This window comes from Cohnella sp. GCM10027633 (assembly GCF_042675445.1).
GTDB lineage: Bacteria > Bacillota > Bacilli > Paenibacillales > Paenibacillaceae > Cohnella.
In genome coordinates this window covers 433192-454989 of sequence record NZ_JBHTGV010000004.1, presented here as the reverse complement: position 1 = coordinate 454989, position 21798 = coordinate 433192, and the positions used below count along the sequence as shown (strand labels likewise).

Below are 21798 nucleotides of genomic sequence, written 5' to 3'. Positions count from 1 at the left end.
CATTCGGCAATTAGCATTATGTGATGGCGTTAGCGAGCAAGAGTGACGGAAATTCGGCGACTAGAGCTATGCGATAGCGTCAACGAACCAGGAAGGAGGAATCGCCATGAGAGAAGCGGTGATCGTATCGGCCGTAAGGACCGCGGTTGGCCGCGGCAAGAAGGGCGGCTTCGCGGAAGCGAGGCCGGAAGATCTGGGAGCGGCGGCGTTGAAGGAAGCGGTCGCCCGGGTGCCGGGCTTGAAGTCGTCCGACGTCGACGACGTCGTGCTCGGCTGCGCGATGCCCGAGGGCGACCAAGGCTTGAACGTCGCCCGGCTCATCGCGCTGCACGCGGGCTTTCCCGTCTCGGTGCCGGCGGTCACCGTCAACCGGTTCTGCGCGTCCGGGCTGCAGGCGATCTCGCAAGCGGCCGCCGCGATCGTCAGCGGCGCCGCCGAAGTCGTCGTCGCCGGCGGCGTGGAGAGCATGAGCCGCGTGCCGATGACCGGCTTCAAGCTATCGCCGCATCCCGGATTGCTGGAGAAGCTGCCCGCGGCTTACATGGGGATGGGTCACACGGCGGAGCTCGTCGCCAAGCGCTGCCGGGTATCCCGGGAGATGCAAGACCGGTATGCGGTCGGCAGTCATCGGAAGGCGGCGCTGGCCGCGGCGGTCGGACGGTTCGCAGACGAGATCGTCCCGTTCGCCGGAGTGTCCGCGGACGAGTGCGTTCGCGCCGATACGACCGAGGAGAAGCTGGCGGCGCTGCGTCCTTCGTTCGCGCTAGGAGGCACGGTGACGGCGGGCAATTCTTCGCCCTTCAGCGACGGCGCTGCCGCGCTCGTGCTCATGAGCCGAGAACGGGCGACGCGGCTCGGCGCCCGGCCGCTCGCGATGTTCCGCTCGTACGCGGTCGCCGGCGTGCAGCCGGAGATCATGGGGCTCGGACCGATCGAGGCGGTGCCGAAGGCGCTCAAGCTGGCGGGCATCCGCACGGAGCAAGTGTCGCTATGGGAGATCAACGAAGCGTTCGCCGCCCAATGCATTCCCGTCATCCACCGGCTCGATATCGACGAGGAGCTCGTGAACGTGAACGGCGGCGCGATCGCGCTCGGCCATCCGCTCGGCTGCACGGGCGCGAAGCTGACGGTGACGCTTCTGCACGAGTTGCTGCGGCTCGGCGGCGGTTACGGCGTCGTGACGATGTGCGTGGGCGGGGGCATGGGAGCGGCCGGCGTGTTCGAGGCCATTTAGACGGGGTGAAGTCGCAGGGACGTGCGAAGCACGCTCGAATGCTCGAATTATAGTCGGTTTTTCGCATACATGACGGATTGCGCAAGGCATCATGCGTGCAACCGATTCCTAGCATGCAGGAGAAGGAGGTGGCTCGCGATGGCTAGGTCGGTATGGGGAGGCGGAAGGTTCACCGTGGAGGATGCCGATCCGAAGCGAGTCGTTACGCCGGAAGATTTCTCGGAAGAACAGCGCATGCTCGCGGACGCGGTGCGCGCGTTCGTGGAGCGGGACATCGCGCCGCAAGACGAGGAGATCGAGAAGCTGGACTACGAGCTGACCGTTAAGCTGCTGCGCAAGGCGGGAGAGAACGGCTTGCTCGGCGCGGACGTGCCCGAAGCCTACGGAGGGCTCGGGCTCGACAAAGCCAGCACGACGCTGCTCGCCGAGACGCTGTCGCCGGCGTCGTCGTTCGCCTTGACCGTCGGCGCTCACACCGGCATCGGAACGCTGCCGATCGTGTTCTTCGGCACGCCGGAGCAGAAGCGACGCTGGCTTCCCGATCTCGCGTCCGGACAGAAGATCGCGGCGTATTGCCTGACGGAGCCCGGCTCGGGTTCGGACGCGCTCGGCGCGCGCACGACGGCAACGTTGTCCGAGGACGGAACGCATTACCTGCTTAACGGATCGAAACAGTACATCACGAACGCCGGCTTCGCCGACGTGTTCATCGTCTATGCGAAGGTCGACGGCGCGCACTTCAGCGCGTTCATCGTGGAGCGGGATACGCCGGGCTTCTCGATCGGTCCGGAGGAGCGCAAGATGGGCATCAAAGGCTCGTCCACCCGGCCGCTGTTCTTCGAGGACGCCCTCGTTCCGACAGGCAACTTGCTCGGCGAAGTCGGCAAAGGCCACCTGATCGCGTTCAACATTCTGAACATCGGACGCTTCAAGCTGGCGGCCGGCTGCATCGGCGGAATGAAAGAAGCGATCGGCCTTTCGGCGGCCTACGCGAATACGCGCAAGCAGTTCGGCAAGCCGATCTCGGCATTTCCGCTCGTCGGGGCGAAGCTGGCGGACATGAACGCGCTGACGTTCGTGACGGAGAGCGCGGTGTACCGGACGGCCGGGCTGCTCGACGAATCGCTGTCGAATGCCGATCTGGACGGACCGCTGGGCGGCATCGAAGCGGCGAAGGCGATCGCCGAATACGCCATCGAGTGCTCGATCAACAAAGTGTTCGCTTCCGAAGCGATGGACCGCGTCGTCGACGAAGGCGTCCAGATTCACGGCGGCTGCGGCTACATTCAAGAATACAAGATCGAACGGCTGTACCGCGACTCGCGCATTAACCGGATTTTCGAAGGGACGAACGAGATCAATCGGCTGCTCATTCCCGCCACGCTGATCAGGCGCGCGTTGAAGGGAGAGCTGCCGCTGATCGCCAAAGCTCAGGAGGTGCAGCAGGAGCTGCTCCATCCGACGTTGTCCGCGCCTCTGCCGAACGACCCCCTCGCCAAGCCCGCGGCGATCGTGTCGGCGCTGAAGAAGACGTTCCTGATGGTAGGCGGCCTCGCGATTCAGACGCATGGGCTCCGCATGGACCGGGAGCAGGAGATCGTCGCCTCGCTCGCCGACGCGATGATCGAAGTGTATGCGCTCGAGAGCGCGCTGCTGCGGACGCGGAAGCGGGAGGAAACCGATCCGGGCAAGGCCGAACACATGGCGGACATGACGTCGCTGTTCGCGGAGGAAGCGCTCGAGAGCGCGGGAAGGCGGGCGAGACAGCTGCTGGCCGGCTTGGCGAAGGGCGAATCGCTGCGCTTGCAATTATCCGTACTGAAGAGGCTGCTGAAGCTGGATCCGGGAGACGTGACGGCGCTTCGCCGGAGGATAGCCGCCCGCGTCATATCCGCAGAACAATACGTCGGATCATGACGGCTTACTCACAGCCGCTAACCGGACTTTTCGAACGCGCACTTAAGGATTAAAGGAGCGAATCCCCATGAGCGATATCGCCGGCAATCCGTGGCTCCGTTATTATCCTCTGGACGTACCGCTGACGATCGCGTATCCCGAACAGAACGTCGCCGATCTGCTGCTTCAAGCGGCGGCTGCCTATCCGCGCCATGAAGCGTTGGATTTCCTGGGGAGAACGACGACCTACGCGGAGCTGCTCGGACAATGCCGCAGATTGGCGGGCGGACTCCGATCTCTCGGCGTCGCGAATGGAGACCGGGTCGCGATCATGCTGCCGAATTGCCCGCAGGCGGTCATCGCGTATTACGGCGCGTTGATGGCGGGGGCGACGGTCGTGCAGACGAATCCGCTCTATACGGAGCGGGAGCTGCACAATCAGCTGATCGACTCCGGGGCGCGCGTTCTCGTCGTTCTCGACCTTCTCGTGCCCCGCGTAAGCGAGGCGCGCCAAGGCACGCCGCTCGAGCACGTCGTCGCGACGTCGCTCGCGGACGCGCTTCCGTGGCCGAAGAGCTTGCTATATCCGATCAAGCGCCGCAAGGAGTATCCGAAGCTGAAGGTGAATTACGGCCGAGGGGGCGTCCTGCGCTGGTCGCGTTGGCTGAGCCGAAGCAGCGAAGCGCCGATCGACGTAACCGTAGACGCAGGCAAAGATCTCGCCATGATTCAATATACGGGGGGGACGACGGGCAAGCCCAAGGGCGTCATGCTCACGCATGCCAACTTGATCGCGAACACGCTGCAGGTCGCGGCATGGTGCGCCGGCATGGAGCGGGGGAAGGAGCGTTATCTGGCCGCCTTGCCGCTGTTCCACGTGTTCGGACTGACCGTGCTGCTTAACCAGAGCGTCCATATGGCGGGCACGCTAGTGCTTGTGCCCCGGTTCAACACGCAGATGGTGCTCGCCGCGATTCGGCGCCGCCGTCCGACGGTGTTCCCCGGCGCGCCGACGATGTATATCGCGATCATGAACGATCCTCGCCTGAACGAGGCCGATCTCGGTTCCATCCGCGTATGCGTCAGCGGCGCGGCTTCTTTGCCGAGGGAGGTGCAAGACCGGTTCGAGCGTCTGTCCGGGGGCAAGCTGACGGAAGGGTACGGCTTGACGGAGGCGTCCCCGGTCACCCATTGCAATCCGCTAAGGGGCAAGCGCAAGACGGGGACGATCGGCGTCCCGTTGCCCGATACGGAGGCCCGCGTCGTCGGTCCGGACAGTCTGGAGCCGTTGCCGGTCGGAGAGCTCGGAGAGATCGCGGTCAAAGGACCGCAAGTAATGGCCGGGTACTGGGGAAGACCCGCGGAGACGGCCGCGGTGCTTCAAGACGGCTGGCTGCGCACGGGCGATCTCGGCACGATGGACGACGAAGGATACTTCACGATTATGGACCGGATGAAGGACGTGATCATCGCGGGCGGCTTCAACGTCTATCCGAGAGAGGTGGAGGAGGTGCTGTTCGAGCATCCGGCCGTGAAGGAGGCATCGGTGCTCGGCGTTCCGGACGAATACAGAGGCGAGACGGTGAAAGCCTATATCGTGCTGAAGGATGGCTGGCAAGCTTCCGAGATGCAGTTCGACCGGTGGTGCCGAGATAGGCTCGCCGCTTACAAGGTGCCGCGAATATACGAGTTCAGGGACAGTCTCCCGCAATCGATCGTGGGCAAGGTGCTGCGGCGGAAGTTGAAGGGTGAGTAAAGTCGAGCCCGACGAAGAGTCAATTTAATCAAGGAGGAAGACAACCTTAATTAATGCTAAAATTTGGGACGGCTTCGTTGAACGAAACATCCGATTTCGCTATACTAGGTGCATGTGACTGCAAATAAGATGTGCATGCTGTATAATGAAGAAAGCGTTTACAATATGAAACGCGGGCGGATCGAACGGAGGTGTTCACGTTGACGGAGAGTCGGAATAGCCGAATAGAGAGGAGGGGTCGCATCAGGTTGCGGGGAAGGCGGCTTCTTCGCGAACATCGTGCACCCAGGGCATACGGAATGCCCATCATGCTGCTCGGGCTGATCGCGGCGCCGGCGCAAGCGGCCGCGGCGGGCTCGATGTCCACGTCCACGGCCCAAGTGACCGTCGGCACGCTTCCGCTTCTTGCCGCGCTCGGCATCGGCATCGCCGTCGCGGTCGGCGCCGTCATCGCGTTCCTGCAGATGACCGCCAAGGGAAAGGCGTTCGCGGGTCAGATGAGAGTGTCGCCCGGCGAGGACGCCGATTCGTCGCAGGAAACTTATTCGGACGATGGCAAAGGCTCCGATTCGACGTACGAAGAAGACGACGAAGCGGACGATACGTTAACCGATTATACGATACCCGTCACGCAAATATTGGCCTCGCCGGATACGGCCGAACCGGCGGTTGCCGGCGAACCGAGATTGTGCGGCATCGACGGCGAGCATGCGGGGGCCAGCTACAGGCTGCTGAATCGCCGGCTGCTTATCGGCAGAGACTCGGTCCAATGCGGCGTCGTGTTTCCGTACGAATCGGGAGAAGTGAGCCGGAAGCATTGCACCGTGCGGTACGACGCGGACAAACGGGTATTCCTGCTCGAGGATCACGGCTCCTCGAACGGCACGTTCTTGGCCGACGGCGTCCGGTTGATACCCGGCAAGCTGTACGAGCTGCGCGACGGGGAGAGGTTCTCCTTATCCGGCGCCCAGCATCTGTTCGAAGTGAAGACGGGCGAATAAGCGGAACGTCCCGTTTCCATTATTAGGCGGATCGAATGCAAAGGTTAGGCTTTAACACCTGTCCGTAAAATGGTATAATCAGAAAATGCAGGATATAATGTCGCAGGCATGCGGTGACCGAATTGAATATTGGTGCAGGACGAACCCGAATGGGTTCTCCGGGTGGCGTAACACAAATTCCGTTCCGGGAGTTTGATAGCCCGGTATCCATTCCGCTGGGAGGGAATTGCATGGCCAAACGCAGCCACAATGAAGTTCAGGAAAGTTTGCGAGAACTGACTAGAATTTTCCGCCCCAAGGATCCGCGCAAGTTCGTGAAGGATTATATTCGCAAGTACAGAATTACCGGAGGATACGAAGACGAATTGACCGTACTCGTCGAACGGGAGCTGGTCAAGTTAAATACGCCCGCCTCATGAGCGCGGGCGCAGTATGAGCCGACACTCGCCGGACCGTCAGGTCCCGCGCGTGGCGGTTCTTTTTTTTCTATATAATATACGCGATTTCCGTGCTTGTCCGCGCGGGCGCGCCGCATACAATATAACATTCCGGCGGCGAAGGCGGGGGATGGGATGCACATGCGCGTCATCGGGGCGACGATCCTGCTGATCGCCGCCTGCGTATGCTATATCGCTAGCTTGAGCGTCGATATCGGCTAAGGAGGAATGGCTGTGGCGGGCGGAAAAAGCGGGATCGCGATTCGAACGAAGGAGGAGATCGCCGGGCTTGCCGTCGCCGGCAGGCTCGCCGCCAAGCTCCGGCGCGAATTGGGCAGGCGGGTGAAGCCGGGCGTTACGACGCTGGAGCTGAACCGGTTCGCGGACGAATATATGGCGAAGAGAGGAGCCTACCCGGCTCAGATCGGGTTCCACGGCTACCCCTATGCCATCTGCGCGGCGGTCAACGACTGCGTCTGCCATGGGCTGCCCGACGACCGGCCGTTGCGGGACGGAGATCTGGTCACGCTGGACTTCGTCGTGGAGCTGAACGGGTGGATGGCGGACACGGCTTGGACGTATGCCGTAGGCGACGTATCGCCGCAGCATGCGAAGCTTCGGTCGGCGGCTTACCGGGCGATGATGAACGGGATCGCGGAGACCCGGCCCAAGCGCACGCTCGGCGACATCGCCGAGCAGGTGCGATTGATCGCGGAGGCCGGCGGCTTCGGCGTCATCAGTCAATTCGGCGGTCACGGCATCGGCAGGGCGATGCACGAGCCGCCCGAGATCCCCTTCGTCGGCCAGCCGGGCAAAGGCGTTCGCCTGCGCGAGGGCATGGTCGTCACGATCGAACCGATGCTGACGATCGGAGACGCGGATATCTATATGAAGGAAGACGGTTGGTCGATCATGACGGAAAAGGGCGGCTGGGCCGCCCAATTCGAGCATACGGTCGCCGTCACGGCGGACGGTCCGCTCATCCTGACGAAATAATACGGCCCGGCATCAGTGATTCGGCAGCTTCTGGTCTTCGTTCTTCTCGTCGCCCAGAGGCAGCGGAATCTCGTTGCCGTTGTCGAAGATATATCGGACAAGCGTGTTGAACCTCGGGGTCAGCTCGGCGAGCGACTTGTTGGCCCAGGCGACCTTGGCGAATTCGAGCGATTGGTTCACGTATTCCCGGTTGCCCGAGATATGCACCTCCTGCACGCGGGAATGCATCGAGCGCACGGCGTCGCCGATGACCTGACGGAGTTCGGTGGACAGGTCGGTGTAGTCTTTATGGGAGAAATAAGAGTTATACGGCGTGGACACTTGACGGTTGTCCCACTTCGAGCTGCCGTTCGCGACGTTGTACACGCCTTCCGTCGTACCGGTGTTGTCTTGCTCGCGCACCTTATGTCCGCCGCGGGCTCTCGTTCCGGTCGCCGTCCAGTCGGTCAGGATGGCCACGTACGCGTTCTTGTCGGTCAAGAAGACGATCGCCGTATTGATGCCGGGCAGAGCGGCGACTTTATTGGATACGTCGGCGCTGTATTCGAAATATTTATTGTCGTGCTGCTTCGGATTGCCCGTCGTGGGACCGTACGAACGCACGCGCATCATTTTCGGATCGTTATTCGCCCGGCTTGCATAGTCGTAATTGCTTTTCTGATAATGGCCTTTGTAATTGCAGGCGCCGAGCAACGAGACGATGACGATGGCGGCAAGCACGGCCGGCAAGCGGCGAGACGTGTTCATAACGGATACCCCCTGAACGGTGTTGGCGAAGATTGCGCGAGATCGCTATGCATAGCGTTTACCGCAAGCGGAAAACTATGCGGCGCGACCCATACATAAAAGCAGGTGCGATTGGCAAAAAGAGAAGGGAAGGACGATTCGCGCGACTTGTCGAATCGACTCGAGACAAATGTTCGGACGAACCGTCAGGAGGGGATCGCGCGATGGGCAAAAACGTTCAAAAACCCTATAACGACGGCGTTTTTGACAGTTTTGAGAACAATTTGTGAACTGTCCTGTGAACATTGACAACAAGGCGGAACAATCTTTATATTTATTAGAGTGCTCGAAGAACGGCTACGGCGGTTTTGGCTTGCATCCGTGTACATATAGATAGCGCTTGAACAAGCCTAGATAACGCTATCTATGAAAACGTCAAATTGGGGTTGATATGATGAATCGGTGGCACGTAATGAAAAGGCTGCTTCCGCTCATGGCCGGCGTAATGCTGATTTTGTCGGCGTGCGGAAGAGAAGACCTCTCGACGCTTAACCCGCAAGGGCCGGTGGCCGAGACGCAATTCGATTTAATGAAACTGTCCATTGGCATTATGACTCTGGTCGTCGTCGTCGTGTTCGCCATCTGTATCTACGTCTTGATCAAGTTCCGCCGCAAGAAGGGCGACAAGACGATTCCGAAACAGGTCGAGGGCAACCACACGCTCGAGATCATCTGGACGGTCATTCCGCTCGTGTTGCTTCTGATTCTCGGCGTACCGACGATCCAACACGTTTTCGGACTCGCCAAGGATTATTCGAACGACCAGAACGCCGTGCAAGTGAAAGTAACGGCGCACCAATACTGGTGGGAATTCGAATATACGGATTACGGCATTACGACCGCGCAAGAATTGATCGTTCCTACCGGCAAAAAAATCCAATTCGAGCTCGTCGCCGCAGACGTGAAGCACTCGTTCTGGATTCCGGCGATCGGCGGCAAGATGGATAATAACCCGGGTCTGACCAACAAGATGTTCTTGGAATTCCCGAAGGAAGGCGTGTTCCGGGGCAAGTGCGCGGAACTCTGCGGACCTTCCCACGCGCTGATGGATTTCAAAGCGAAGGCCGTCAGCCAAGATTCGTTCGATCGGTGGCTCGCGGCGATGAAAGCGCCTGCGTCCATGCCTGCGGATCCGGAAATCGCGGAAACGTTCAACGCGCAATGCTTGTCCTGCCACGCGGTAGGCGAGAAGGGCGGCAACTCCGCGCCGAACCTGACGGGCATCGGCAATCGCCAGACGATCGCGGGTATCTTGTACAACTCGGACATCGTCAAGGATGCGCAAGAGGGCGACAAAACGACGGTAGAAAACCTGCATGACTGGATCAAGGATCCGCAAGAAGTCAAGCCGGGCAACACGATGCCTACGGTGGATCTGACGGACGAGCAGATCGACGGCATCGCGAAATACTTGTCGGAATACAAACTCGATTACTAATCTTGCGGGAATTTGAAGGGGGTACGCGGTCTTGTCTGCACACGCACACGGGCATAGCGTCAAGCGCTATACGGGCTTGATGGATTGGCTTACGACCGTCGACCATAAGAAGATCGGCATTCTGTACATGATTGCAGGGTTGTTCTTCTTCCTGATCGGCGGCTTGGAAGCGATCGTTATCCGGGTTCAGTTAATGAAACCGATGAACGACGTCGTTTCCGCTGACACATTCAACGAATTGATTACGATGCACGGCACCACGATGATCTTCTTGGCGGCGATGCCTCTCTTGTTCGCCCTGATGAACGCGGTCATTCCGCTTCAGATCGGCGCGCGCGACGTCGCGTTCCCGTTCCTGAACGCGCTCGGCTTCTGGACGTTCTTCTTCGGCGGCTTGCTGTTGAACCTGAGCTGGTTCGCGGGAGCGGTGCCGGATGCGGGATGGACCTCATACGTGCCGCTGGCCGGTCCGACCTACAACTCGGGGCACGGGGTCGATTATTACGTCATCGGTCTTCAGATCGCCGGTATCGGCACGCTCCTCGGGGGCATCAACTTCATGGCGACGATCATCAACATGCGCGCGCCGGGCATGTCCTTCATGCGCATGCCGATGTTCACTTGGACGATCTTCATCACGGCGGCGCTGATCGTATTCGCCTTCCCGGTTCTGACGGTCGGTCTGGTCGCGATCATGTTCGACCGGCTGTTCGCCGCGAACTTCTTCGAAACCGGCAACGGAGGCAACTCGGTATTGTGGGAACATATCTTCTGGGTATTCGGTCACCCCGAAGTATACATCCTGATCGTGCCGGCGTTCGGCGTTATCTCCGAAGTCGTCAGCACGTTCTCCCGCAAGCGGTTGTTCGGTTATAGCTCGATGGTATTCGCGACCGTCCTGATCGCGTTCCTCGGCTTCATGGTATGGGCTCACCATATGTTCACGACGGGTCTCGGTCCGGTCGCGAACGGCCTGTTCTCCATCGCCACGATGCTGATCGCGGTTCCGACCGGGGTCAAGATCTTCAACTGGCTCTTCACGCTGTGGGGCGGTTCGATCCGCTTCACGACGGCTAGCTTGTTCGCGATCGGATTCATCCCGACGTTCGTTATGGGCGGCGTAACCGGCGTTATGCTGGCATCCGCTCCCGCGGACTTCCAGTATCACGACAGCTACTTCGTCGTCGCTCACTTCCACTACGTTATCGTAGGCGGCTTGATCTTCGGCATCTTCTCCGGCTTGCATTACTGGTGGCCGAAGATGTTCGGGCGAATGCTTAACGAAGGACTGGGCAAAATCACGTTCTGGACGTTCTTCATCGGCTTCCACCTAACGTTCTTCATCCAGCACTTCCTTGGCTTGCTCGGCATGCCGCGTCGGGTATTCACGTACTTGCCTGGCCAAGGCTACGACACAATGAACCTGGTCAGCTCGATCGGCGCGTTCCTGATGGGTATCGGTACGATCGCGTTCTTGCTGAACATCTTCATCACGTGGGCGAAGCCTCGCAACGCGCCGGCTGACGCATGGGAAGACGGACGTACGCTCGAGTGGACGATTCCATCGCCGCCGCCCGAGTACAACTTCAAGCAGACTCCGCTCGTTCGCGGTTACGACGCTTGGTGGAAAGAGAAGATGGACGGCAAGACGGAGATGACGCCGGCAGAACCGGTCGGTCCGATCCACATGCCTTCGCCTTCGATTCTTCCGCTCATCATGAGCATCGGATTGTTCATTGCCGGCTACGGCTTCATGTACGATAATCTCTACGTCGGCGGCGCCGGACTGCTCGTAACGTTCGCCTGCATGTTCCTTCGCTCCGTATTCGACGATCACGGCTTCCATATCGAGCCGGAAGATCAGGACAAGGGGGTGCACGCATGAGCGCGCACGATCACGCTGACGGACATTTGCCGCACCAGCCGGAGACGGCGACGCTAGAGGGTCGCAACAAGATTCTCGGCTTCTGGATCTTCCTCGGCGCGGAAACCGTCCTGTTCGGAACGTTGTTCTCCGCGTTCCTGGCTCTGCGTCATAACATTATGGACGGACCGCCTCCGTCCGAGCTGTTCCAGCTTCCATTGGTATTCCTGGCCACGATGATCTTGCTGACGTCGAGCTTGACGAGCGTGTTCGCGGTTCAAGCTCTGCACGCGCATAAGAAGACCGCGATGGTCAACTGGTTGATCATCACGATTCTTCTGGGTCTCGGCTTCCTGGGCCTTGAGATTTACGAGTTCTATCACTACGTGCACGAAGGCCATGGCTTCACGACAAGCGCGTTCAGCTCCTCGTTCTACACGCTGGTCGGCTTCCACGGAGCGCACGTCGCGTTCGGCGTCCTGTGGATCGGATTGCTTATCGCGCAAATCTACAAGAAGGGCCTTACGACCGTTACGGCACCGAAAATTTACGTATCGGCGATCTACTGGCACTTCATCGACGTCGTATGGGTATTCATCTTCACCGTTGTGTACTTGATGGGAAAGGTGGGCTAATCTCATGTCGAGCAACCATTCGGCTACGGGCGAGCAAGCGAAGCGTCACAGAACGGAAGGACCTCAGAAGCATATCGTCGCTTTCGTGATGTCGCTCGCGCTTACGATTATCGCTTTCGCTGCAGTCGCGGCGGGCGAGATCAACACGACGTTCACGTACATCATTCTCGTGGGAATGGCGATTCTTCAAGTGTTCGTGCAGATGGCTTTCTGGATGCACATGAAGGACCGCGGACATCTGTTCCCGATCATCGCGATTTTGTCCGGCGTATTCATCGTCTTCACGATGGTTATTATGGCGCTCTATTGGGTATGGTGGTAATACGGAGTTGAATCGAAGAGAGGCGGGCCACAATCCGCCTCTCTTTTTTTACGGAAAGCAGTCCTAAGGAAAGGAGGAAATTACGATGTGGGGATTGGAATATTTCTCTTTCCGAGATCTGTGGAGTCCGGCGTTCATCGTGTTCACGATGGCGGTTATCGTCATGTATTCGTTCATCGTGGGTCCCTGGAGGCAGAAGTTCGAAGGCGGAGCCAAGGTGTCATGGATTCGGCAAGCTTCATTCATCTTGGCCGCGGTTCTGATCTATCTGACGCAGGGCGGTCCGCTTAGCTTCATGGGCCACTTGATGTTCACGTTCCATATGACGAATATGGCGATCGCGTACATGCTCGTGCCGCCGCTGCTCCTGTACGGCATTCCGGATTGGTTATGGCGGAACATGTTCAAGGCGAAGTTCTGGAGAGCGTTCCGCATTCTAATGAATCCGATCGTCAGCCTCGCGCTGTTCATTCTGCTGTTCTCGTTCTATCACATGCCGGACAATCACGACTGGATCATGACGCACTTCACGGTGCACCGTCTCGTCTATATCGCGCTGTTCTTATCCTCGATGATCATGTGGTGGCATATTTTCCTGCCGGTAGAAGAATGGAGAAGAATTTCGCCGCTGATGACCCTCGGGTATATCTTCTTGGGCGGATTGCTGCTCACGCCCGCGTGCGTCATGATCATCTTCGCCGGCGAGCCGCTGTTCGCGGTATACAACGATCCGGAAGTGTGGACGAAGGCGATGGGGTATTGCATCTCCGGCGATCCGGCGGAAGTGCTCGCCAAGTTCGGCGGACCGTCGTTCTTCAACATGATGAGCGCGAGGGACGACCAGCAGCTTGGCGGTATCGTCATGAAGCTGTTGCAGGAATTCGTCAACTCGTGGGCGCTGTACGTCGTGTTCATGAAGTGGTACCGAAGGGAGCGCGCGAGAGACGACGAGCCTGCTCTCGAGCCTTCGCTGGGCTAAGTAGCCGGTCGCCGCGCGCCGCCGTATGAACAATGTGTGAAGCCTGCGCCGAAACGTTGAACTGGGCCTGAACGGTAGGTACAATAGGCATAGTCGTACAGTTCGACGATCATACCTACGATGCGATGGAGCAGGTGAAGCAAGATGTCCGTGTTCGAAATTTTTCCAATGATCAGTACGAGCTTCATCGCGCTGAGCGCGATTCTAGTGGCATTCGGCTGGCGGTTCATTATTCAAGGCAGACGCGAGGCGCACGAGAAGACGATGATCGCGGCGGCCATCGCGGCAACGATCTTCTTCATCATCTACATGTCGCGGACGATCTTCGTCGGCAACACGGTGTTCAACGGTCCGGACAACTTGAAGACGATCTACTTGATCTTCCTGTTGTTCCACATCGTGCTCGCTACGGTCGCGGCGGTGTTCGGCATTACGACGCTGACGCTCGCGTTCCGCAAAAACTTCGCGAAGCACCGCAAGTGGGGACGCAAGACGGCGGTCATCTGGTTCGCGACGGCGATAACGGGCATCACGGTATACGTGCTGCTGTACCTCTGTTATCCGGGCGGACACACGAAACCGGTTATCGACGCGATTTTCGGGTAATAAGGAGTAAGGGAAGAGCTTGCTGTCTCGGCGCCGTAGCGCCGGGGCGGCTTTTTTTTTGTTTGTTGGGGCGTTGAGGCGGGAGTTGGCGAATTAGCGTTATGATATGGCGTTATTGAGGCGGTTTCCGTGCAGCATTTGTCGCATGCATTAAATTGTTGCGGAAATTTCCCAGGAAATGATCGATTGTGTCGGATCATGCGACATACGCAAGCAAGCCCGCCAGAGAAGTCCTGACGGGCTTGTTAGGATTAGATATGCTTCCACCAAATGCCCGCGCATTCGGGTACGGTAGACCAGCCGTTCCGGTCTATCCGGGCCGCGAGCTCCGTTCCGAAGAAAAACTCCGTATGCGCTTTGGCCTCGGCAATGCTTGAGAACCGATAATCCGTTCGAATCCATCGGTGAGAGAACCCGTATTCATGGACTAATGAATTGTAATAACGATGAAGAAACGCGGGCGGATTCGGCGTTTCCGTACCGGTCCCCATCGTCTCCATAATGACGATTGTTCCGCCGGGTTTGAGAACACGATGTATCTCGTCCATGATTCGCTCCAGATTCGATTGCCAATCCGGATTGTCCGTATTCGCGACATAACCGATCGTCCAGCCAGCGACTGCGTAATCGAAGGAGCCGTCTTCGAAAGGGAGCTGCATGTGGTCGGCGACGATGGATTTCCATATTCGAGGGACGCCGGCATCGAGTAACTTGCGGTCGAGAAGCTTCAGCATCTCCGCCGATCCATCGGTACAGACGAGAGACCGCGCTTCCTGCGCCAATAGGAGGGAGAGACGGCCCGAGCCGGCGCCGAGGTCGAGCGCGTCGAGTCCCGTCCACGGACGGATCTCTCGCAGCGTGGAACCGAGATCGGGCTGCCGGGAGATCATCTCGTCGTAAGCGGTCGCCATCTCTTCATAGATTCGTTCATGGCTGATCATACCCCCGCCACCTTCCTCGTCATCACCTTCGACATCGCATGCTGGTGAGGAATACCGGAGGAGTTGCAATCGAAGACGACTTCCGAGCTGTCCATGATAAGCCAGTCGCGATAATGGGCCAGCAGCTCGCCCGAATACCACGGATAGGCGTAAGGCTCCTTCTCGGGCGGAGGCGCGATGAACGGCTTGTCGACGAAAGCGTTAAAGACGTGTACGCCGTCCGCATTCGTGAACCTCTTGTAGTTATCGAAGATCTCCTCGCGGTACTCCGGACGCATATAGTGCATCACTCCGCTCGAATACAAGATATCGAATGGAGCTTCAATCCGGTAATCGAGAATGTCCGCCTTGAACACGTTCACGTGAACGCCGACTTGATCCGCGAGACGCTTCGTCTTCTCGGTGCCCGCGTCCGTCACGTCGAAGGCGGTCACCTCGTACCCGTTCCTCGCGAAGAACACCGCGTCCTTCCCCTCCCCGCAGCCGATGTCGAGCAACCGCAGGCGCTTCGTCGGCGGAACGCGCCTCAACACTTCATAGCAGACTCCGTTCGGTTCCGTACCCCAATAATACCTCTCGCCCTTATACTCTTCCTCGTAAATGGTCAGAGAGCGCTCTTGAGACGCATAGCCGAGTAGTTTGTCGATCGAAACTTCCAGCGTCCGCGATAGCTCGGGCAGCAAAGCGATGTCGGGCATCGTCTGGGCGTTCTCCCATTTGGACACCGCTTGGTAGGAGATGCCTAGCACGCGCGCGAGCTCCTCCTGGGTCAAACCTCTCTCTTTGCGGTAGATGGCGATATTCCTCGCGAGTTGTTGCTTCATTACCGTTCACGCTCCTCTATTAACCTCATTCTAGGCGCAAGCGGGGCAACGAACAATAACCGCTAGAGTGATTTTTCGCGCATACTCAACCGACGGTTGCATACAGGATCGGACAAACCTAGCATCAACCCGCCCAGCCCGGAATAGATTAGAGTGATCGATAGCATCGGAATGCTTACTTCGCGGCCGAAAGGGTGAAGGGTATGTTGCATATCGTCGCCTGCATTAAGCAGGTGCCGGATACGAAAATCATCAAGATGAACCCGAAGACGAATACGATGGACCGTTCGAGCGCGCCGGCGATCTTGAACCCGTACGACGCGCACGCGGTGGAGGAAGCCGTTCGGCTGCGCGCCCGGTACGGCGGCGTCGTGTCGGTGCTGACGATGGGACCTCCGCCCGCGGTGAAGGCGATCAAGAAGTGCGTGGAGATCGGCGCGGACGAAGGGTACATGATCACGGATCGCGCGTTCGCCGGCGCGGACACGCTGGCGACGAGTTACGCGTTGACGAAGGCGCTCGAGAAGATCGCGTCGGAGGTTCGTCCGATCGACTTGATCGTCTGCGGCAAAATGACGATCGACGGAGACACCGGGCAAGTCGGTCCCGGCATCGCCCGCCGGTTAGACATGCCTCCGTTGACGTCGGTTAACACGGTCGTGGAGATCAACCGCGAGGAAGGCTACGCGATCGTCCATCGCAAGCTCGAGGACGGCTACGAAGTCATTCGCTCCTCGCTTCCTTGCCTGCTCTCGGTAGAGAAGGATATTAACGAGGTTCCTTATTCCTCGATGCCGAATATGCTGAGAGCCGCGCGCTATCAGCCTCATATCTGGTCGGTCAACGAGCTGCCCGACATCGACCGGACGCAGCTCGGGCTGAAAGGCTCGCCGACGATCGTCAGCTCCGTCTGGGCGCCGCAGAAGCCGCAAGGGGGCAAGCTGCTCGATGGAGATCCGCGGCAGCAGGTCGCGCAGCTGGTGGACGTGCTGCTGACCCGCAGGGAGCTATTCGCGGAAGCGGCACAATCGAAGGCGGAAGGGGTGTCGGCGCCATGAGCGATTTCAGCGAGTACAAGGGAACCTGGGTGTTCCTCGAAGCGAAGGACGGGGCGATCGTCCCCGTGTCGCTCGAGCTGCTCGGGGCGGGTCGCCAGCTGGCGGACAAGCGAGGCGCGCAGCTGGCGGGCATCCTGATCGGAGAGGGCGTCGCGCATCTTGCCCATACGGCGTTCGAGTACGGCGCGGACGTCGTATACGTCTACGACGCGCCGATCTATCGCCACTACCGGACGGAGACGTACATGCGGGCGGTACTCGCCTGCGTAGAGAAGCACAAGCCGGAAATTCTGCTGTACGGCGCAACCTCTACCGGCAAGGACTTGGCCAGCGCGGTCGCGACCGACTTGCCGACGGGCTTGACGGCGGACACGACCCAATTGGACGTAGAAGCGGATACCGGGCTGCTGCTGGCGAGCCGGCCGGCGTTCGGAGGCAACATTATGGCGACGATTCTGTGCAAGAAGTACCGGCCGCAGATGGCGACCGTCCGGGCGAAGGTGATGAAGCCGCTCGCATGCGAACCGGGGCGCGAAGGAACGGTCGTCGAAGAATCGATCCCGCTGGAAGAAGCCGACATTCGCACGAAGGTGCTTGACATCGTGAGGGCGGCGACGCATCGGGTGCGGATCGACGAGGCCGACGTCATCGTCGCCGGAGGCAAAGGGCTTGGCGGGCCGGCCGGATTCCAGCTCGTCCACCAGCTCGCGGAGACGCTCGGAGCGGCGGTGGGCGCCAGCCGGGACGTCGTCGAGGCGGGCTGGGTTCCGCACCATCACCAGGTCGGCCAGACCGGCGTCACCGTGACGCCGAAGATCTATTTCGCGATCGGGATATCGGGCGCGATCCAGCATATCGTCGGCATGCAGAACTCGGGGCTTATTATCGCGATCAACAAGGATCCGAACGCGGCGATTTTCCAATGTTGCCATTACGGCATCGTCGGGGATGCCCTCCAAGTCGTGCCGATGCTGATCGAAGCGTTCAAATCCGCGTTAGGGAAAGGGGAGCTCGCGAATGCCTGAGAAGTTCGACGCGATCGTCGTCGGCGCCGGCCCGGCCGGCATTGCCTGCGCCTACGAGCTGGCGAAGGCGGGAGTAAGCGTGCTGCTGCTGGAGCGTGGGGAGTATCCGGGATCGAAGAACGTCATGGGAGGCGTGCTCTATCGCAAGATGATGGAGGAGATCGTGCCGGGCTTCCACAAGGAAGCGCCGCTCGAGCGTCCGATCGTGGAGCAGCGGTTCATGATGATGGATAAGTCGTCGGCGGTCACGTTCTCCTATAAGGGGATGGAGTGGGCGGAGGAGCCGTTCAACAACTTCACCGTCCTGCGGGCGAAGTTCGACCAATGGTTCGCGCAGAAGGCGGTCGAGCAAGGCGCGCTGCTCGTGAACGAGACGGTCGTCCTCGAGTGTATCGTCGAGAACGGCCGAGTCGTCGGCGTGCGAACGGACCGTCCCGACGGTGAAATCCGCGCGGACGTCGTCGTGCTGGCGGACGGGGTCAACTCGCTGCTCGCCAAATCGCTCGGCTTCCACAAGGAATTCCGACCCGACGAAGTCGCGCTAGCCACGATGGAGATTCTGAAGCTCGACAAGAAGATCATCGAGGACCGCTTCAATCTGGAGGAAGGCCAGGGCTGCACGATCGAGCTGTTCGGAGACGCCACGAAGGGCATCCTGGGCACCGGGTTCCTGTATACGAATAAAGATACGCTGAGTATCGGCGTCGGAACGTTACTATCCGGCCTAATCAAGCATAAAATAAAACCATACGAACTGATGGAGTACGTCAAACGGCACCCGATGATCCGTCCCTACATCCAAGGCGGCGAACCGCAGGAGTATCTCGCCCACCTTATTCCTGAAGGCGGTTACAAGTCGATTCCGAAGGTCGTCGGCGCCGGCGTGCTCGTCGTCGGCGACGCGGCGCAGCTCGTCAACGCCATTCACCGCGAAGGCTCGAACATGGCGATGACGTCGGGACGGCTGGCCGCGGAGACGATCGTCGCGGCCAAGGCGAGGGAGGATTATTCCGAGGCGTCCCTCGATTCGTACCGCAAGGCGCTCATGGGCAGCTTCGTCGGCCAAGACATGAAGAAGTACAAGGACGCGACCCATCACTTCGACAAGTTCCCGCAATACTTCGAGCAGTACATCCCGATGGTGAACCGGGCGGCGAGCCAGATGCTGACGGTCGACGGGTCGTCCAAGCGGGAGAAGCAACGGAAGATCTGGCGAGACATCGGCAGCGCGAAGCAGAAGTTCAAGATCGCCCGCGACGTGTTCCGGGCCTGGAGAGTGATGAAGTGATGAGCGAACCGGCCGATGCGCCCAAGGGCGCCAGCATCGAGGAGAAGCAGTATTTGCTTCGGTTCAACGCGGATACGCAATCGCACTTGCACGTCATGGACGCGAACGTCTGTTTAACGAGCTGTCCGGACAAGATCTGCACGATTTTCTGTCCGGCGGAAGTGTATAAGTGGGAGGACATCCGGATGCACGTCGGGTACGAGGGCTGTCACGAATGCGGCAGTTGCCGGATCGGGTGTCCGCACCAGAACATCAAGTGGGTGTACCCTAAGGGTGGGCATGGCATCGTCTTTCGACTCGGATGAAAGGGGAGAGCGCATGTTGAAAATCGGGGACAACGTCGTCTTTCTGAAGGACGGCACGAAGGGCGTCATCCTGGAGGTACACGACAATCTGTATCACATCATCTGGGAGGATCACTTCAGCAGTTGGGAGTACGGCGAGTCGCTTAGCAAAATGGAGGCCTATCCGTCGATATGACGGGTAGGCTTCTTCTCTGTCGCCCGTGTTGTGCGAGCATGCGCGACTATGCGACAATCTTGGGTATAAGGTAGTTAGAGGTACATATAAGGAGGCATTATCGGCATGACAATCCTAAAACCGTTATTCGCGGGCGCGCTGCTCGCGGCAAGCTTGACCGCTTGCTTCGGAGCCGGAGACGAGAAAGAGTCTTCGGCGCCGCCGTCTTCGGCATCCGCGCCGGCTTCGAGCGCTCCCTCCGAGCCTTCGCCGTCCGCGTCCGCCGAACCGCCGCCGCCGTCCGCTACCCAGAGCGCCAGTCCTTCGGAGGCGGCAGGCAAGCCGGGGCCGATCGCGCTGCGCGACGTATTCGAAGGCACTGAATTCAACGGTCCGGTAGGCGTCGTCTCGCGCCAAGGCTACCCGAACTTTATCTACGTCGTCGAGCAGCCGGGGCGCATCGTCGCCATGAATCTCGATCGTCCGTCGGACAAGCCCGCGACGGTGCTGGACATCACGGACCGCGTCTACGACGAAGGCGGCGAACAGGGGCTGCTCGGCTTGGCGTTCCACCCGGACGAGCCGAACCGCGCTTACGTGAACTACACGACGAAGACGCATACCGTCATCGCTAGCTACGACGTCGTCTCGGGCGATCCGCTGCGGCTCGATCCGAAGAGCGAAGACAAGCTGCTGACGTTCAAGCAGCCGTACGCGAACCATAACGGCGGACAGCTGGCGTTCGGTCCGGACGGCTATCTATACATCGGAACGGGAGACGGCGGAAGCGGGGGAGATCCGCAGAACAACAGCCAGAACCTGAACAGCTATCTCGGCAAAATTCTCCGAATAGACATCGATCGCAAGACGGAGGGTTTGGCCTACGGAATTCCCGCGGATAACCCGTTCCTGAAGGATGGCTTGCCCGAGATATATGCATACGGCCTGCGCAATCCGTGGCGGTTCAGCTTCGACGAAGCGACCGGCAAGCTATGGGCGGCGGATGTCGGACAGAGCAGCCTGGAAGAGATCGATCTGATCGAGAAGGGCGGCAACTACGGCTGGAGAATCCAAGAGGGCACCGCGTGCTATAACCCGAAGAGCGGCTGCGACAAGGAGGGGCTCGTCCAGCCGATCCACGAATACGGGCGAGACCTCGGCGTATCGGTGACGGGCGGCTACGTCTACCGCGGAGAAGCGCGGCCGGATCTGAAGGGCTGGTACGTGTTCGGCGATTACGGCAGCGGGATGATCTGGGCGCTCCGCCAGCGGGAAGACGGCAAGGCCGATGTCGTCGATCTATTGGCGGCGGACGAGAGCTTGACGTCGTTCGGGACGGATGCGGCGGGAGAATTGTACGTCTGCGCGCAGGACGGACGGATACTGCGAATTCAGTAGCGGGCCGAAGAACTAGGGTTGCTCCGGTTGCCGGTAGACGGCGTTAGGGGCAACCCTATTCGATTATGCGGGCTAATGCCGAATGTAGGACATATGTCCTTTCGGGAAACCTATGGCTTCGGATACAATGTGGGCAAGAGAGGCGGGCGCGCGTATGAGGAGAATTCAGGATTCGCGGGCATTGAGAAGCTACTTGGACGCGCATCGTCTAAGCGGCGCGTTCGGCGCGAAGACGGAGCAGGCGATGGAGCTGTTCGCCTTCGGACGCGGCGAGACTATCTGCGAACACGGCGGCCGGCTGACGCATCTGTTCCTGCTCGTCGAAGGCAGAGTCAAGGTATACAAGAACTTGCCGAACGGCAAATCCATTCTGATCCGATTCTATAATCCGCTCAGCACGATCGGGGATTTGGAGATGCTAACCGATCAGAGGGCGAGAGGCACGGTCGAATCGGTGAACGAGACGCGTTGCATCGGCATTAGCCGGCAGGCCGTGGCGGAAACGGCGGGCGAAGATCCGGCATTCCTGCGGTTCATCGTCAGGCAGCTCGCGACGAAGCTGGATACGTTCTCGAACGCGTCGAGCCTGAATCTGCTCTATCCCGTCGAGACGAGATTCGCCAGCTATCTCGTCTCGATCGCTTCGGAACAGGACGGTGAGGATCGGATCGAGGAGCTGAAGACGTCGCGCTTGACCGAGATCGCGGAGCTGCTCGGCGCGAGCTATCGGCATCTGAACAGAATCATTACGCAATTCGCGAGGGAAGGTCTGGTAGAGCGCAAGCGAGGCGCGATCGGCATCTTGGATCTCGATCGGCTGAAGTCGCTCGCCAGCGGCAACAAGTACCGCTAAGG

23 protein-coding genes are annotated in these 21798 nt (G+C 59.5%); 20 read left to right on the top strand and 3 right to left on the bottom strand.

From position 1 onward, the window contains the following. Positions 1 to 106: 106 nt before the first annotated feature. From ACFQZG_RS13360 to map, 7 genes are all read left to right on the top strand, one after another. Complete coding sequence (locus ACFQZG_RS13360; RefSeq protein WP_378153234.1) at positions 107 to 1234, top strand: thiolase family protein; 1128 nt, start codon at positions 107 to 109, stop codon at positions 1232 to 1234. A gap of 138 nt (positions 1235 to 1372) precedes the next feature. After that, the gene (locus ACFQZG_RS13355) at positions 1373 to 3151 is read left to right on the top strand and encodes an acyl-CoA dehydrogenase family protein (protein WP_378153232.1); all 1779 of its coding nucleotides are present in this window, start codon (positions 1373 to 1375) and stop codon (positions 3149 to 3151) included. Positions 3152 to 3218: 67 nt separating this feature from the next. Beyond that, positions 3219 to 4886, top strand: a complete 1668-nt coding sequence (locus ACFQZG_RS13350; RefSeq protein ID WP_378153230.1) for a long-chain-fatty-acid--CoA ligase — start codon at positions 3219 to 3221, stop codon at positions 4884 to 4886. A gap of 299 nt (positions 4887 to 5185) precedes the next feature. Further along, positions 5186 to 5887: an FHA domain-containing protein gene (locus tag ACFQZG_RS13345; protein ID WP_378153228.1), complete on the top strand. Its 702-nt coding sequence runs from the start codon at positions 5186 to 5188 to the stop codon at positions 5885 to 5887. Positions 5888 to 6117: 230 nt separating this feature from the next. Further along, on the top strand, positions 6118 to 6306 hold the full coding sequence (locus ACFQZG_RS13340) for a hypothetical protein (RefSeq protein WP_378113462.1): 189 nt from the start codon (positions 6118 to 6120) through the stop codon (positions 6304 to 6306). Between the two features lie 93 nt (positions 6307 to 6399). Further along, positions 6400 to 6546 carry a hypothetical protein gene (locus tag ACFQZG_RS13335; RefSeq protein ID WP_378153226.1) on the top strand — a complete coding sequence of 49 codons (147 nt, stop codon included), beginning with the start codon at positions 6400 to 6402 and terminating at the stop codon, positions 6544 to 6546. Positions 6547 to 6558: 12 nt separating this feature from the next. Then, positions 6559 to 7320, top strand: coding sequence for a type I methionyl aminopeptidase (gene map, locus ACFQZG_RS13330; RefSeq protein ID WP_378153224.1), 762 nt, complete (start codon positions 6559 to 6561; stop codon positions 7318 to 7320). A 12-nt stretch (positions 7321 to 7332) separates the two neighbouring features. On the opposite strand, the gene ACFQZG_RS13325 is transcribed toward map, so the two are convergent. After that, positions 7333 to 8067 carry a YhcN/YlaJ family sporulation lipoprotein gene (locus tag ACFQZG_RS13325; RefSeq protein ID WP_378153222.1) on the bottom strand — a complete coding sequence of 245 codons (735 nt, stop codon included), beginning with the start codon at positions 8065 to 8067 and terminating at the stop codon, positions 7333 to 7335. Between the two features lie 430 nt (positions 8068 to 8497). Between ACFQZG_RS13325 and coxB the strand changes: the two genes are divergently transcribed. The 6 genes from coxB (at position 8498) to ACFQZG_RS13295 (ending at position 13950) form a co-directional block, all read left to right on the top strand. Further along, positions 8498 to 9544: a cytochrome c oxidase subunit II gene (coxB, locus tag ACFQZG_RS13320; protein ID WP_378153220.1), complete on the top strand. Its 1047-nt coding sequence runs from the start codon at positions 8498 to 8500 to the stop codon at positions 9542 to 9544. A 79-nt stretch (positions 9545 to 9623) separates the two neighbouring features. Then, positions 9624 to 11429 (top strand): cytochrome c oxidase subunit I, encoded by a 1806-nt coding sequence (gene ctaD / locus ACFQZG_RS13315; RefSeq protein WP_378153340.1) that lies wholly within the window; start codon positions 9624 to 9626, stop codon positions 11427 to 11429. Further along, complete coding sequence (locus ACFQZG_RS13310; RefSeq protein WP_378153218.1) at positions 11426 to 12043, top strand: cytochrome (ubi)quinol oxidase subunit III; 618 nt, start codon at positions 11426 to 11428, stop codon at positions 12041 to 12043. The genes ctaD and ACFQZG_RS13310 overlap by 4 nt, the downstream gene beginning before the upstream one ends. A gap of 4 nt (positions 12044 to 12047) precedes the next feature. Further along, the gene (locus tag ACFQZG_RS13305; RefSeq protein ID WP_378153216.1) at positions 12048 to 12365 is read left to right on the top strand and encodes a cytochrome C oxidase subunit IV family protein; all 318 of its coding nucleotides are present in this window, start codon (positions 12048 to 12050) and stop codon (positions 12363 to 12365) included. A gap of 85 nt (positions 12366 to 12450) precedes the next feature. Then, entirely contained in the window at positions 12451 to 13344 is an 894-nt protein-coding gene (gene ctaG / locus ACFQZG_RS13300; protein ID WP_378153214.1) for a cytochrome c oxidase assembly factor CtaG, read from the top strand. Positions 13345 to 13488: 144 nt separating this feature from the next. Continuing rightward, positions 13489 to 13950 carry a DUF420 domain-containing protein gene (locus ACFQZG_RS13295; RefSeq protein ID WP_378153212.1) on the top strand — a complete coding sequence of 154 codons (462 nt, stop codon included), beginning with the start codon at positions 13489 to 13491 and terminating at the stop codon, positions 13948 to 13950. A gap of 251 nt (positions 13951 to 14201) precedes the next feature. Here ACFQZG_RS13295 and ACFQZG_RS13290 read toward each other — a convergent pair whose 3' ends face one another. Continuing rightward, entirely contained in the window at positions 14202 to 14891 is a 690-nt protein-coding gene (locus ACFQZG_RS13290; protein ID WP_378153210.1) for a class I SAM-dependent methyltransferase, read from the bottom strand. Then, entirely contained in the window at positions 14888 to 15715 is an 828-nt protein-coding gene (locus ACFQZG_RS13285) for a helix-turn-helix domain-containing protein (protein ID WP_378153209.1), read from the bottom strand. Before ACFQZG_RS13285 ends, ACFQZG_RS13290 begins: the two co-directional genes overlap by 4 nt. Before the next feature lie 203 nt (positions 15716 to 15918). Between ACFQZG_RS13285 and ACFQZG_RS13280 the strand changes: the two genes are divergently transcribed. From ACFQZG_RS13280 to ACFQZG_RS13250, 7 genes are all read left to right on the top strand, one after another. Continuing rightward, positions 15919 to 16773, top strand: a complete 855-nt coding sequence (locus ACFQZG_RS13280; protein ID WP_378153208.1) for an electron transfer flavoprotein subunit beta/FixA family protein — start codon at positions 15919 to 15921, stop codon at positions 16771 to 16773. Continuing rightward, positions 16770 to 17798 (top strand): electron transfer flavoprotein subunit alpha/FixB family protein, encoded by a 1029-nt coding sequence (locus ACFQZG_RS13275; protein ID WP_378153206.1) that lies wholly within the window; start codon positions 16770 to 16772, stop codon positions 17796 to 17798. The genes ACFQZG_RS13280 and ACFQZG_RS13275 overlap by 4 nt, the downstream gene beginning before the upstream one ends. Continuing rightward, positions 17791 to 19086: an FAD-dependent oxidoreductase gene (locus ACFQZG_RS13270; RefSeq protein WP_378153205.1), complete on the top strand. Its 1296-nt coding sequence runs from the start codon at positions 17791 to 17793 to the stop codon at positions 19084 to 19086. Before ACFQZG_RS13275 ends, ACFQZG_RS13270 begins: the two co-directional genes overlap by 8 nt. Further along, a complete protein-coding gene (locus ACFQZG_RS13265) occupies positions 19086 to 19391 on the top strand; it encodes a ferredoxin family protein (protein ID WP_378153203.1) in 306 nt (101 codons plus the stop codon). Before ACFQZG_RS13270 ends, ACFQZG_RS13265 begins: the two co-directional genes overlap by 1 nt. A gap of 13 nt (positions 19392 to 19404) precedes the next feature. Continuing rightward, positions 19405 to 19566: a hypothetical protein gene (locus tag ACFQZG_RS13260; protein WP_378153201.1), complete on the top strand. Its 162-nt coding sequence runs from the start codon at positions 19405 to 19407 to the stop codon at positions 19564 to 19566. A gap of 105 nt (positions 19567 to 19671) precedes the next feature. Then, positions 19672 to 20943 carry a PQQ-dependent sugar dehydrogenase gene (locus ACFQZG_RS13255; RefSeq protein ID WP_378153199.1) on the top strand — a complete coding sequence of 424 codons (1272 nt, stop codon included), beginning with the start codon at positions 19672 to 19674 and terminating at the stop codon, positions 20941 to 20943. A 154-nt stretch (positions 20944 to 21097) separates the two neighbouring features. Continuing rightward, a complete protein-coding gene (locus ACFQZG_RS13250) occupies positions 21098 to 21796 on the top strand; it encodes a Crp/Fnr family transcriptional regulator (RefSeq protein WP_378153197.1) in 699 nt (232 codons plus the stop codon). The last annotated feature ends 2 nt before the right edge of the window (positions 21797 to 21798 follow it).

Bases quoted from the DNA above. Each gene is read 5' to 3' on its own strand.
- ACFQZG_RS13290 (WP_378153210.1), bottom strand. From the start codon at position 14,891: ATGATCAGCCATGAACGAATCTATGAAGAGATGGCGACCGCTTACGAC.
- coxB (WP_378153220.1), top strand. From the start codon at position 8,498: ATGATGAATCGGTGGCACGTAATGAAAAGGCTGCTTCCGCTCATGGCC.
- ACFQZG_RS13325 (WP_378153222.1), bottom strand. From the start codon at position 8,067: ATGAACACGTCTCGCCGCTTGCCGGCCGTGCTTGCCGCCATCGTCATC.
- ACFQZG_RS13265 (WP_378153203.1), top strand. From the start codon at position 19,086: ATGAGCGAACCGGCCGATGCGCCCAAGGGCGCCAGCATCGAGGAGAAG.
- ACFQZG_RS13260 (WP_378153201.1), top strand. From the start codon at position 19,405: ATGTTGAAAATCGGGGACAACGTCGTCTTTCTGAAGGACGGCACGAAG.
- ACFQZG_RS13350 (WP_378153230.1), top strand. From the start codon at position 3,219: ATGAGCGATATCGCCGGCAATCCGTGGCTCCGTTATTATCCTCTGGAC.
- ctaD (WP_378153340.1), top strand. From the start codon at position 9,624: ATGGATTGGCTTACGACCGTCGACCATAAGAAGATCGGCATTCTGTAC.
- ACFQZG_RS13280 (WP_378153208.1), top strand. From the start codon at position 15,919: ATGTTGCATATCGTCGCCTGCATTAAGCAGGTGCCGGATACGAAAATC.
- ACFQZG_RS13275 (WP_378153206.1), top strand. From the start codon at position 16,770: ATGAGCGATTTCAGCGAGTACAAGGGAACCTGGGTGTTCCTCGAAGCG.
- ACFQZG_RS13270 (WP_378153205.1), top strand. From the start codon at position 17,791: ATGCCTGAGAAGTTCGACGCGATCGTCGTCGGCGCCGGCCCGGCCGGC.
- ACFQZG_RS13255 (WP_378153199.1), top strand. From the start codon at position 19,672: ATGACAATCCTAAAACCGTTATTCGCGGGCGCGCTGCTCGCGGCAAGC.
- ACFQZG_RS13295 (WP_378153212.1), top strand. From the start codon at position 13,489: ATGTCCGTGTTCGAAATTTTTCCAATGATCAGTACGAGCTTCATCGCG.
- ACFQZG_RS13345 (WP_378153228.1), top strand. From the start codon at position 5,186: ATGCCCATCATGCTGCTCGGGCTGATCGCGGCGCCGGCGCAAGCGGCC.
- ACFQZG_RS13285 (WP_378153209.1), bottom strand. From the start codon at position 15,715: ATGAAGCAACAACTCGCGAGGAATATCGCCATCTACCGCAAAGAGAGA.
- ctaG (WP_378153214.1), top strand. From the start codon at position 12,451: ATGTGGGGATTGGAATATTTCTCTTTCCGAGATCTGTGGAGTCCGGCG.
- ACFQZG_RS13355 (WP_378153232.1), top strand. From the start codon at position 1,373: ATGGCTAGGTCGGTATGGGGAGGCGGAAGGTTCACCGTGGAGGATGCC.
- ACFQZG_RS13310 (WP_378153218.1), top strand. From the start codon at position 11,426: ATGAGCGCGCACGATCACGCTGACGGACATTTGCCGCACCAGCCGGAG.
- ACFQZG_RS13305 (WP_378153216.1), top strand. From the start codon at position 12,048: ATGTCGAGCAACCATTCGGCTACGGGCGAGCAAGCGAAGCGTCACAGA.
- ACFQZG_RS13360 (WP_378153234.1), top strand. From the start codon at position 107: ATGAGAGAAGCGGTGATCGTATCGGCCGTAAGGACCGCGGTTGGCCGC.
- ACFQZG_RS13250 (WP_378153197.1), top strand. From the start codon at position 21,098: ATGAGGAGAATTCAGGATTCGCGGGCATTGAGAAGCTACTTGGACGCG.
- ACFQZG_RS13340 (WP_378113462.1), top strand. From the start codon at position 6,118: ATGGCCAAACGCAGCCACAATGAAGTTCAGGAAAGTTTGCGAGAACTG.